The organism is Pelomonas baiyunensis, from assembly GCF_043555935.1.
GTDB classification, from domain to species: domain Bacteria; phylum Pseudomonadota; class Gammaproteobacteria; order Burkholderiales; family Burkholderiaceae_C; genus Pelomonas; species Pelomonas baiyunensis.
In genome coordinates this window covers 59,448-71,491 of sequence record NZ_JBIGIB010000006.1, presented here as the reverse complement: position 1 = coordinate 71,491, position 12,044 = coordinate 59,448, and the positions used below count along the sequence as shown (strand labels likewise).

Annotated in this window: 10 protein-coding genes; 9 read left to right on the top strand and 1 reads right to left on the bottom strand. The window is 66.0% G+C overall.

Annotated elements, in window-relative coordinates; genetic code table 11:
- Positions 1-17 precede the first annotated feature (17 nt).
- Complete coding sequence (locus ACG01O_RS19020) at positions 18-1,148, bottom strand: glycosyltransferase family 4 protein (protein ID WP_394386984.1); 1,131 nt, start codon at positions 1,146-1,148, stop codon at positions 18-20.
- A 177-nt stretch (positions 1,149-1,325) separates the two neighbouring features.
- Between ACG01O_RS19020 and ACG01O_RS19015 the strand changes: the two genes are divergently transcribed.
- Genes ACG01O_RS19015 through ACG01O_RS18975 form a run of 9 tightly spaced genes read left to right on the top strand, consistent with a single transcriptional unit; the run spans position 1,326 to position 12,027 of the window.
- Positions 1,326-3,314 (top strand): SLBB domain-containing protein, encoded by a 1,989-nt coding sequence (locus tag ACG01O_RS19015; RefSeq protein ID WP_394386983.1) that lies wholly within the window; start codon positions 1,326-1,328, stop codon positions 3,312-3,314.
- A gap of 11 nt (positions 3,315-3,325) precedes the next feature.
- Positions 3,326-4,426, top strand: a complete 1,101-nt coding sequence (locus ACG01O_RS19010) for a Wzz/FepE/Etk N-terminal domain-containing protein (RefSeq protein ID WP_394386982.1) — start codon at positions 3,326-3,328, stop codon at positions 4,424-4,426.
- A 53-nt stretch (positions 4,427-4,479) separates the two neighbouring features.
- Entirely contained in the window at positions 4,480-5,550 is a 1,071-nt protein-coding gene (locus ACG01O_RS19005; RefSeq protein ID WP_394386981.1) for a Gfo/Idh/MocA family protein, read from the top strand.
- A 4-nt stretch (positions 5,551-5,554) separates the two neighbouring features.
- Positions 5,555-6,142: an acyltransferase gene (locus ACG01O_RS19000; RefSeq protein WP_394386980.1), complete on the top strand. Its 588-nt coding sequence runs from the start codon at positions 5,555-5,557 to the stop codon at positions 6,140-6,142.
- Between the two features lie 3 nt (positions 6,143-6,145).
- Complete coding sequence (locus ACG01O_RS18995) at positions 6,146-7,252, top strand: DegT/DnrJ/EryC1/StrS family aminotransferase (RefSeq protein WP_394386979.1); 1,107 nt, start codon at positions 6,146-6,148, stop codon at positions 7,250-7,252.
- 13 nt (positions 7,253-7,265) lie between these two features.
- Positions 7,266-8,477, top strand: a complete 1,212-nt coding sequence (locus ACG01O_RS18990; RefSeq protein WP_394386978.1) for an O-antigen ligase family protein — start codon at positions 7,266-7,268, stop codon at positions 8,475-8,477.
- Positions 8,474-9,760, top strand: coding sequence for a lipopolysaccharide biosynthesis protein (locus ACG01O_RS18985; RefSeq protein ID WP_394386977.1), 1,287 nt, complete (start codon positions 8,474-8,476; stop codon positions 9,758-9,760). Before ACG01O_RS18990 ends, ACG01O_RS18985 begins: the two co-directional genes overlap by 4 nt.
- Positions 9,761-10,927, top strand: a complete 1,167-nt coding sequence (locus tag ACG01O_RS18980) for a glycosyltransferase family 4 protein (protein WP_394386976.1) — start codon at positions 9,761-9,763, stop codon at positions 10,925-10,927.
- The gene (locus ACG01O_RS18975; protein ID WP_394386975.1) at positions 10,924-12,027 is read left to right on the top strand and encodes a glycosyltransferase family 4 protein; all 1,104 of its coding nucleotides are present in this window, start codon (positions 10,924-10,926) and stop codon (positions 12,025-12,027) included. The genes ACG01O_RS18980 and ACG01O_RS18975 overlap by 4 nt, the downstream gene beginning before the upstream one ends.
- The last annotated feature ends 17 nt before the right edge of the window (positions 12,028-12,044 follow it).

Genomic DNA, 12,044 nt, shown 5'->3' with positions numbered 1-12,044 from the left:
TCCCGGATGGGCGCCGGTCACTCCGAACGGGCGACCGGCGGCGTCGCGGGCACCCGCGAGTTCAGCACCATCCAGCGCGGCGTGCGGAAGCGCACCACGCGGCGGTACAGCAGCACGTAGCACACCACAAACAGCCCGAGGATCACCTGCAGCATCACGGTGTCATCCCACCAAATGGTGGCGGGCACCACCGACAAACTGCACAGCACCCACAAGTAAGGTGCCGTGAGCGCATTGCGCCGCGTCAGCACCGCGGCATCTTTGCTGCCCAGCGCCCAGCGCATGAGGCGCCGGTAGATCAAGCTGTGCAAATGAATGCCGTCGGGCATGCCGACCGGGCGACCGCGCACCACCTTGCGGCGGTACATGGAGAACACCGTCTCCCAGACCGGGTACGCACACAGCAGCAGCGGGAACATGGGCGAGACGTCCGGGTTGCGCACCAGTAACAGGATGGCCAGCTCCGACAGCATGAACCCCAGGAAGTACGCCCCGCCGTCGCCCAGGAAGATCAGGCCGAACGGGTAGTTCCACATGAAAAAGCCCAGCACCGCGCCGATGACCGCAATGGCCATGGCGGCCACCAAGCTGTCACCCGCCTGGATGGCGACATAGGCCAAGCCGGCCAGCATGATGGCCGAGCACATCGAGGCCAAGCCGTTCATGCCATCGATGATGTTGATGGAGTTGGACACCCCGCTGACCACCAGCAGCGCCAGCAGACAGCCCCCGAGCGAGGTGGCTGCAATCGCGTCCAGGCCCGGAATGGCCGTCGCCTTGATCTGCGCGCCGAGCAGCCAGGCGCCCAAGCCGGCGGCCAGCAACGTGGCCAGCATGCGGCGCAGCGGGCTCACGCGCTTGGTCAGGTCCTCCACCACGCCCGACGCGAAGGCAGGCAGGCTGCAAACCAACAGCAGGCCGGCCATCTCCCGCATGGGCGGATAGCGCCACGCCAGCAGCCCCATCCCGACCACGAATCCGCCAAAGATCGCCATGCCGCCAATGCGGGGCACCGGCTGCGAATGGAACTTTTGAGGCCCAGACAGGTCGTGGTCCGCCGACAACGCACCGTGCAGGTGCGACGACCGGATGATCAACAGCGTCAAAGCCGCAGCGACGGCAAAGCTCAGGGCAAGGATGGGCAGCATGGAAATGGGCGGCGCTAGCGCCCACCACCAAACTTGGTCAGGCACGCATTGCCCGGGCAGTGTAGCCAGCCCCCAGGTTTGCCCCGAGGCCCCCCTGACCCGCTGGCTAGAATCCGCGCGCCTCTCAGCCGCCGCCCGAAGGCGGGGGCTAAGTTCTTTTTCGACCCGAGTCCCTCCATGAAGATCAGCGCGCACCAGGAAGTTCCAGGACCTTTGACCGCCAGACTTTCTGCAAGTGCGCGGGACCTGCGCGTATGGGCGTCGGTGGCACTGCTGGCCAGCGTTTTCAGCGTGTGCGGCAATGCGTTGGCCGCAACCGAGGCGACCGAAACGGCCACGTCGACCGCGCCCGGTCCCGTACGGCTGGTGGCGCCGGCCAAAGGCAGCGCAGCTGACTCCCAACTGGACACGACGCTGCAACTGCAGCGGGAAAACCTCCAGTTGCAGCAGCAACTGCAAGAGCAGCAGCAACTGAAGCTGCCGCTGACCGCTGAAGCGCTGGCCGCTCGCAACGCGATGCAGACGGAATTCGAGCGCCACGTGCAACGCATCGTCGGCGACGATGTGGAAATCCGCCGGTTCGGCTGGGAGTTGATGACACCCGGCGGCCGTGCTGTGGGTGGCCAGGTGGGCGAAGCGTCCAGCCAGGTGCCGCAGGACTATCAGGTGGCGATCGGCGACGAAGTGGTCGTCACCCTGTGGGGCGCGGTCGAAGCCGACTTGCGCTTGACCGTGGACCGCAGCGGCCGGATCACCATTCCGCGTGTCGGCCCGGTGTTGGTGGCTGGCGTGCGCTACGCCGACCTGAACGCCACCATCGACCAGCGTGTTGCCCAGGTGTTCCGCAACTACCGCCTCAGCGCGTCGCTGGGCAAGCTGCGCAGCATCCGCGTGTACGTCACCGGCTTCACCAAGCGCCCCGGCGCCCTGGTGGTCAGCAGCCTGTCGACGGTAATGCAGGCGCTCATGCAAGCCGGCGGGCCTTCGCCGGCCGGCAGCTTCCGCAACATCGAACTGCGCCGCGCCGGCAAGCTGGTGGGGCGATTCGACCTATACGACCTCCTGCTGCGGGGCGATGGCAGCCAGGACCGCGTGCTGCAACCCGACGACGTGGTGCACATCGGCCCGGTCGGCGCGCAAGTCGCCTTGATCGGCAGCGTGAACCGCCAGGGCATCTTCGAGTTGAAGTCAGGTGAAACCGTCAGCGACCTGCTCGCCATGGGCGGCGGCCTGAATGCCGTCGCGGAGCGCTCACGCATCGCGGTTGAAAGCATGGACCTGCGCAACGACGCACGCGTCGCGGAAGTCGCGCTGCCCGCCCAGGGCAACGTCAAGCTGAGCGGCGGCGATGTCGTGCGAGCCTTCAATGCGCTCGATGCCGTGCTGCCGCAGCACCGCCAAAACAAGCGCGTGCGCGTCGAGGGCGAGGTGCAGCGCCCGGGCGACTACATCCTGCCGCCGAGCAGCACGTTGGCCGACGTGATCAAGGCTGCAGGCGGCTTGACCCCGGGTGCTTTTGTGTATGGCACCGAATTCAACCGCGAGAGTGTCCGCATCACGCAGCAGAGCCAGTACGAACGCGCCCTGCGTGACCTGGAAACCGAATTCGCCCGCGTGCAGTTGACGCAAAAGGCCCTCACCACCGACGAAGCCGGAGCCCAAGCGGCGCGCGGACAAAACTCGACGCGATTGATCGAGCGCCTGCGCGCGGTGCGCCCGACCGGCCGCATCGTGTTGCAGCTCTCGCCCACGGCCACAGCCCTGCCCGACCTCGCGGTGGAAGACGGCGACCGCTTGGTGATCCCGCCCGTGCCCACGTCGGTGGGTGTGTTCGGCAGCGTCTTCAACGGCGGCAGCTTCGTGTTCAACAAGGGCGCCAGCATCGACGACATGCTGCGCCTGGCCGGCGGCCCGACTCGCGGCGCGGACAGCACCAGCACGTTTGTGATCCGCGCCAACGGCAGCGTGGTCAGTGCCAAGCAGCAGACCAGCGGCTGGCTGACGCTCAGCAGTGGCCTTTCGGCCCTGCCGGCCTTGCCGGGCGACACCGTCTTCGTGCCGGAAGACCTGAACAAGACGAGCTTCAGCCAGGAAGCCAAAGAGTGGACGCAGATCCTTTACCAATTCGGCCTGGGTGCAGCAGCGCTCAAGACGATCAAGAACTGAGCGAGCCCACCGTGTCGACGCTTCCGAACTCTGGCGCGGCCGTGGCCGCCGAATCTGCGATCACGCTCTCCGACTACGCCGCCGCCCTGCGCGCACGCTGGGTCGCCGTCACGGCGGTACCGCTGGCCGCCGCTGCACTGGCCCTGGGCGCCAGCTACCTGGTGACTCCCACCTTCACCGCGCGCACCAGCTTCATGCCGCCGCAACAGCAACAGGGCAGCGCTGCGGGCGCCATCGCCTCGTTGGGCGCGCTGGCGGGCCTGTCAGGCTCCGTGCGCAACACGGGTGACCAGTTCGTCACCTTTGTCCAGAGCCGCACCGTGGCCGATGGCCTCTTGCAACGCTTTGACCTGAAAACTGTCTACGACGAAAAGCTCGCCCACGACGTCCGGCTGAAACTCGCCGACCGAACGCGCGTCAGCATCGGCAAGAAGGACGGCGTCATCACCCTCGAAGTCGACGACGAGAGCCCCCAACGGGCGGCCGACATGGCCAACGCCTACGTGGAGGAAGTGCGCAAGCTGACCGCCGGCCTCACCCTCACCGAGGCCCAGCAGCGCCGGGCTTTCTTTGAAGGTCAACTCAAGCAGGTTCGCGCCAAGCTGGACAGCGCACAGGCCGCACTCCAAGGCACCGGCGTCTCCACCGAATCCATCAAGGCCGAGCCCAAGGCGGCGGTGGAGGCGCTGGCCAAACTCCGCGCAGAACTGACCAACGCCGAGGTGCGGTTGCAGATGCTCAGCAGCAGCCTGTCGAGCAACACACCCGAAGTGCAGCAGCAAACGGCCGCCGTGAGCCGTCTGCGGGCCGAACTGAACCGCGCAGGGCAGGCCGAGCGGTCCGCCCCGGGCGGCTACGTGGGCGCCTACCGCGAGTTCAAGTACCAGGAAACCCTGTTCGACTTGATCGCACGGCAGTACGAGCTGGCTCGCGTCGATGAAAGCCGCGATGGCGGCCAATTGCAAGTGATCGACGTTGCACAGGTGCCCGAGCGCAAATCCAAGCCCAAGCGCAGCTTCTTCATGATTGCAGGCTTTGCTCTGGGCCTGTTGCTGATGGGGCTGCAAACCGGCCGTGAGCTCAAGGCGCGACGCGAACAACGCGCCGCTTGAATTCGCCGCGCGACGCCACTGCCACGCACCTCGACAGGTTGACAGGTCCTTCCGTGAAACGCTCCGCCCTTCCCGTTCTCGATCGCAAGGTTCGCTTCGCCCTAATCGGCTGCGGCCGCATCGCCCAGAACCACATGGAGGCGATCAAGAAGCACGCCGAGCGTGCGGAGCTGGTGGCCGTGTGCGACACCGCCCCGGAGGTGCTTGCGGCGGCCGTCGCCAAGACTGGCGCACGGGGTTTTGCGTCGCTGACCGAACTGCTGGCCGCCAAGGCTGAATTGGGTATCGACTGCGTGGTGCTCACCACCCCCAGCGGCCTGCACCCGCGCCAGGCCATCGAAGCAGCACAGGCCGGGGTGGACGTCATGACCGAAAAGCCCATGGCCACGCGCTGGCAGGACGGTCTGGACATGGTGAAGGCGTGCGACGAGGCCGGCGTGCGCCTCTTCGTCGTCAAGCAAAACCGCCGCAACCCCACGCTGCAACTGCTCAAGCGCGCCGTGGCCGAGGGCCGCTTCGGTCGCCTGTACAACATCGCGGTCAACGTCTTCTGGACCCGCCCGCAAAGCTACTACGACAGCGCCGCGTGGCGCGGCACCTGGGAGTTCGACGGCGGCGCGTTCATGAACCAGGCCAGCCACTACGTGGACCTGCTGGACTGGATCTGCGGTCCCGTGGAAAGCGTCATGGCCTACACCGGCACGCTGGCGCGCAACATCGAAGTGGAAGACAGCGGCGTGGCGGCGCTCAAGTGGCGCAACGGCGCCATGGGCACCGTCAACGTCAGCATGCTGACCTATCCGAAGAACCTGGAAGGCTCGATCACCCTGCTGGGCGAGAAGGGCTCGGTGCGCGTGGGCGGCCTGGCCGTCAACGAAATCCAGCACTGGGAGTTCGACGCGCCGCACGAGATGGACGCCCTCATCCACGACGCCAGCTACCAGACCACCTCGGTGTACGGCTTCGGCCACCCGCTGTACTACGACAACGTCATCAACACCCTGCGTGGCGAGGCGCAGCCCGAGACCGACGGGCGGGAGGGCCTGAAGTCGCTGGAGCTGCTGATCGCGCTGTACATGAGCGCCCGCGACGGCAAGCGCATCAACCTGCCGCTGCACTACTGACCCGATGGCCACCACCATCCACCCCAGCGCCATCGTCGACGAAGGCGCCCAGCTCGGCGACGGCTGCCGCGTCTGGCACTTCGTGCACATCAGCGCGGGTGCCCGCATCGGCGAGCGCTGCTCGTTCGGGCAAAACGTCTACGTGGGCAACGACGTCACCATCGGCCACAACGTCAAGATCCAGAACAACGTGTCGGTGTACGACGCGGTCACGCTCGAAGACGACGTGTTCTGCGGCCCGAGCATGGTGTTCACCAACGTGTACAACCCGCGCTCGGCCGTCACCCGCAAAGACGAATACCGCCGCACGCTCGTGAAGCAAGGCGCCACGCTGGGGGCCAACAGCACCCTGGTGTGCGGCACCACCGTCGGCCGCTACGCCTTCATCGGCGCGGGCGCCGTGATCAACCGCGATGTGCCCGACTTCGCCCTCATGGTGGGCGTGCCGGCCCGGCAGGTGGGCTGGATGAGCCGCTTCGGCGAACGTCTGAACCTGCCCGTGACCAGCACGGAGCCGGTTGAAGCCACCTGCCCGCACACCGGCGACCGCTACCGTCTGGCCGACGGCCGCTGCACCCTTGTTCAGGGCTGAGCCATGCAATTCATCGATCTCAAAAGCCAGTACGAAGCGCTGCGGCCCAGCATCAATGCCCGCATCCAAAAGGTGCTGGACCACGGCCAATACATCATGGGCCCGGAAGTCGCGGAGCTCGAAGCCGCGCTGGCCCAGATGACCGGCGCCAAGCACTGCATCACCGTCTCCAGCGGCACCGAAGCCCTGTTGATTGCGCTGATGGCCGAAGGCATCGGCCCCGGGCATGAAGTCATCACCACGCCCTTCACCTTTGCCGCCACCGCTGAAACCATCGTGCTGGCCGGCGCCAAGCCGGTGTACGTGGACATCAAGCCCGGCGACTGCAACATCGACCCGGCCCTCATCGAAGCCGCCATCACGCCTGCCACCCGCGCCATCATGCCGGTGAGCCTGTACGGCCAGGTGGCCGACATGGACGAGATCAACGCCATTGCCGAGCGGCACGGCCTGAGCGTCATCGAAGACGCCGCACAGAGCTTCGGCGCCACCTACAAGGGCCGCAAGAGCTGCAACGTCTCGCGCATCGGGGCCACCAGCTTCTTCCCGAGCAAGCCACTGGGCTGCTACGGCGACGGCGGCGCGCTCTTCACCAGCGACGACACCCTGGCCCAAGCCATGCGCGAAATCCGCGTGCACGGCCAAAGCCAGCGCTACACCCACACGCGCGTCGGCGTGGGTGGCCGCATGGACACCCTGCAGTGCGCCGTGGTGCTGGGCAAGCTCGAGCGCTTCGAGTGGGAAGTTGCGCAGCGCAAGAAGCTGGGCGACCGCTACGCTGAACTGATACGCGCCAGTGGCGCCAAAGTGGAGCTGCTGGACGTCGCCGCCGACCGCGATTGCGTGTGGGCACAGTACACCGTGAAGGTGGACGACCGGGCGGCGGTGATCGAAGCCCTGAAGGCCCAAGGCATCCCGACCGCCGTGCACTACCCGCGCCCGATGCACTGCCAGCCTGCGTATGCGCGGCCCGAGTGCCCGCCGGAAAGCCTGCCGCACAGCGTGACCGCCGGCCAACGCGTGATGAGCCTGCCGATGAGTGCAGACCTGACCGACGAGCAACAACAGCGCGTCGTGCAGGCCTTGGCCGCGGCATGTGCGCGTGCCTGAAGGATTCGGCCGCGTGAAGCCCGGTTCGTTGACGATCGACGCGGCCCGCGATCACGACAGCCTCTACTGGCTGTTCCTGGTCACGTTTCCTGGGTACTTCATTTACCACTTCGCCGTCACGATCGGGGTGCTGCCTGCCTTCCTGGCCGGCTATTCCACGCCGATCTGCTTCATCAGCCTGCCGCTGCTGCTGGGCGTGCACATGCGCGTTGCCCTGAACCGTTCGGCGGACGAACCGGTGGTCATCGAACGGGCCTTGTTCGCCTTCCTCGCGTTCTACGCCTGCGTGACGGTGTGGGAGCTGTCCACGCGCAACATGCTCAACAGCGCCGAAGCCCACCCCACGGTGATCGCCCAGTTCATCACGCTGTTCTTCCTGGCGCTGTACACGCCCTTGCATCAGCGCCAAACAACCCTGCTGTTGGTGCTGATTGCGGCGATGACTGGCATGGTCATCAACAACGCGCTCAATGGCGGCTTCATCAGTGCGGCGCTGGAGTCCTACGGTGTGCAGAACAGCTTGATCACCTACCAGGGCTACGCCTTCGCGTACTGGGTCACGCTGGTGACCCTGGTGGCGCTGCTGGCTGACCGGCCGAAACTGCGCGCCCTCACCTACTTGCTCGCGTTCGTGGCGTTGTTCCTGAACGGTGCGCGCTCGGAATTCGCGGCGGCGCTGGTGGCCTTCATCGCGCTGGAGTTCCTCCAGGCCCGCTCCAAGTGGCGGTTGGTCCAAGGGTTCCTCATCGCCATCGGCATCTTCGTTGTCGTGTTCCTCGTCTTTCAAGACGAATTGCAGGACTACCGGGTGATCACGATCTTCACGGAGTACGAGGAAGACCTCTCGGTTCTGGACCGTAAGAAGATGCTCGAAGACGGGCTGGCCACCATCCTTCAGCACCCCTGGACCGGGCGCATGGGCAGCTACCTCGGCGGCGAATACATCCACAGCTATTTGTCGGCTTGGGTTGACCTGGGCGCTTTGGGCTTCATCGCGTTCCTGTTGCTGCAGAGCCTGCCCGTCTTTCACCTGTGGACGCAGCGGCGATCCATCCGCCACGATCCCACGCTGCAGCAACTGTTCCTGTTCACCGTGTCCACCCTGCTGCTTTCATTTGCGGCCAAGCCGTTCACTCAGTACCTGCTGCCGATCACCTTGGGGTTGTGCGCGCGGCACATGCGACTTGCGCACCTCGCGGCCGCAAGCAAACGCACCGCGGCATGAGCATCGCCACATTCTGGAGGGATGTTCGCTGGCAAGCGATGGGCAACACCCTGGCCCAGGCCATTGGCATTCTGGGCCTGCCCGTCCTGACACGGCTCTACACCCCGGCCGACATGGCCGCCCAAGCGGTGTTCCTGCAGTTCGCCATGTTCTTCGCGGGCGTCATGACCTTGCGGTACGAATACCTCGTGCAACTGCCGCGGGCTGACCAAGAGGCCTTCTCGCTGGTGAAGTGGGTGGTCGCCTTGGCTGCAGTGGGCACCGCTGTGTTCACGCCCCTGGTGCTGCTCGTCGTGGCGCTGTGGCCCGGGTCAGAAGCCACGGCGGGCGGAGCCTCCCGGTGGGCGGCGTGGCTGTGGCTGACGCCGGCCACCGCCGCGCTGATTTCGGTGTCGATGGCCGTGCAGCACCTCGTTCAGCGTTTGGGCCACTTCAAGAGCTCAGGCATGGGTGAGGTGGCGGCCAAAAGCGGCTTCATCGGCTTTGGCGCGCTGGCGGCCTTGATGCATGTCGGCACGGCCGGCATCTTGCTGACCACCGGATTTGGCGCACTCGCCAAACTGCTCGTGCTTCGTGCTTCCAACGCATTCCAGTGGGGTCAAGTCCTGCCGCGCCCCAGCTGGCGCCGCACCGCCTGGCAGCCGCTGCAGTCGGTCGCCCACGCGCACCGGCACCTGTCGTTCTCGATGGTGATGTCCCATCTGAGCGGCACTGTGACCGGCATGGCGCCCATCCTGTTCATTTCGGCGGCGTACGGCGACAGCCAACTGGGCCAATTCAACCTGGTGGCCATGACCATCTTCCTGCCCGCGAGTCTGATCGGCACGGCGATTGGCCAAGTCTTCTACCAACGCGCCGCCAAACAATGGGCCGATGGCGAGGGCTTCGCGCCACTGTGGCGGCAAACCGCATCGCGGCTGACCCTGATCGGGGTGCCGGTCTACGCCGCGATCGCCATCTTGTCCCCTTGGGCCTATCCCTTCCTCTTCGGCGCCCAGTGGGAGCCCGCAGGCGCCCTGGCCCCGTGGATGGCGCTGCCCGCACTGTGCGCGTTTGTCAGCACGCCGTTGGAGCGCTCCTGCCTGGTCACGGGGCGATGGAAGTACCAAATGGGGTGGCATGGCGCACGCGCAGTCACCACGCTGGCTGTTGTGGGCATCGCCCACCACCTGCAGTTGCCGCTGCCGACCTTCATGGAACTCCTGGTGGTTCAGATGGCCACGCTCTACCTGATCGACCTGGGCATGGAATACCGCTTCGCACACTTACGGCCGGGCCTCTGAATGCAGCACCCCGAGCCGAACAAACCCACCCGCTCACCGGCGACTCGCCAGCGCGTCGCCGTGGTGATCAATTTCCTCACGCACTACCGCGAGGACCTCTACCGCCGACTCACGGCACGGGACGACATCGACCTGACCATCTACTGCCACCTTCCCCCGGAGGGCAGCAGCCTGAAGTCCATTCACGAGCAGTTCGCGCCACACGTCCAAGTGCGCCCCGCCCGCTTTATCCGCGGAGAAACGCTGGTGTGGTCGTCGCTGCCCTGGCGGCAGTTGGCCCGCGACTACGACACCGTGTTCGTCGAAGGAAACCCGCGCTACCTCGCATTCGCGCTGCTGGCGACGTGGCTCCGGCTATGCGGAAAGCGTGTGGTGCTCTGGACCATGGTGCAGTCCTTTCGCAACCATCCCGGCCGGCAGCGCCTTCGGCTGGCATGGACGCGCGCCTTTGACCGGCTGCTGGTGTACTCCGATGCCGAGGTCAGCCTGCTGCGCCAACTCGGCTTCACGACGCCGCATTTGCACGCCATCAACAACGGGCTGAACCAAGACGCGATTGACGCCGCATCCCAGGCCTGGGACGCCTCCCGCCTGCGGCATTGGCAGGGCGAGGCTGGTCTCGACGGACGTCAGATCGTGCTCAGTTCCGCGCGGCTGGAACACAAGAACAAGTTCGAGCAAGTGGTCGAAGTCGTCGCGCGCCTCGCCGCCGAGCGCCCGCATCTGCTGTGGTGCGTCATCGGTGACGGCGCGGCGCGGGAGGCGCTTCAGCACCAGGTCGCCGAGCGCGGCCTTCAGGCCCACGTGCGGTGGCTGGGTGCCATGCACGGCGAGGACCGCTTGGCGCCGTGGTTTCTGTCGGCGCAGGCCTTGGTGCACCCGGGCGCCATCGGCTTGTCATTGCTGCACGCCTTTGGTTATGGACTGCCCGTGGTGACGCACAGCAACGCGCTGACCCATGGCCCCGAGTTCGCGGCCATGCGCGATGGCGAGCACGGGGTGCTGTACCCCGAAGATGACGTCGACGGACTGGCGCGGGCGCTCCAAGCGGTGCTGGATCAGCCCGCGCTGCGCTCGGCCCAATCTGCGGCATGCCTGGCGCGCGTCCACCAGGACTACAACACCCGGACCATGGCCGAGCGGTTCGTTGAATGTCTGGCCCCATGAAGATCCTTTTCATCGCTCCACTGCCGGAACCGGTCACCGGTCAATCGCTGGCCTGCAAGGTGCTCTTCGATGCGCTTGCACCGCACCACGACATCTCGGTCATCAACATCAACAAACCCAGCCTGAAGAGCGGGCAGGGTTCGCTGCACCGCGGCCTCCAATCCCTGCACTACGCGTGGCGCGCGTTTCGCAGCGCTCGACGGGCGGATGTCATCTACTTCACGATCGCCGAATCCGTGGCGGGCAATCTCAAGGACATGGCCATCTACTTGGCCTGCCTGCCTCACCTGTCACGCATGGTCATTCACCTGCACGGCGGGGCCGGCATGCGAGTGTTGATGCACGACCGCCCGCTGCTGTCGCGCATCAACCAATGGTTCCTGCGCAAGTTGGGCGGCATCATCTTGCTGGGCGAGCGTCATCTCGACATCTTTCAAGCCCTGCCCCCACCGCGGCGGATTCACCTGATCCCGAATTTCGCCCAAGACGCGTTCTTCCTGCCTCCTGCCGATATCGATCGCAAGTTCGCGCAGGTCGCGCCGCTGCGACTCCTGTACCTCAGCAACTTGATCCCGGGCAAGGGGTACCTGGAGCTGTTGGCCGCCTTTGAACTGCTCAGCGACGAGGAGCGCAGGCAACTGCGCATCGACTTTGCCGGTGCATTTGAAAACCCGGAAGACGAAGCCTCGTTCAAAGCACGCATCGCCCCGCATGCGGGCCTGCAGTACCACGGGGTGGTCGGCGGCGCGGCCAAGGCAGATTTGCTGGCCAAGGCGCATGTGTTCTGCCTGCCCACCTACTATCCCTACGAGGGTCAGCCCATCAGCATCCTGGAAGCTTTTGCCTCCGGCTGCGCCGTCATCACCACCGACCACAGCGGCATCTTCGACGTCTTCGAACCCGGGGCCTGTGGGTTGGCCGTGGAGAAGCAGTCGCCCGCCGCCGTCGCGCAGGCACTGCGCACCTGTTTGACCGACCCCAGCCGGCTCCGGGCCCAGGGACAGCACAACCGCGCACTCGCTGACGAACGCTTCAGAGTCGCCACCTACAATTTTTCCCTTGCCAGCCTGCTGGAGACCTTCGCCCCCCCGCGAAGCTGACCCCCTGGCCTGCGACC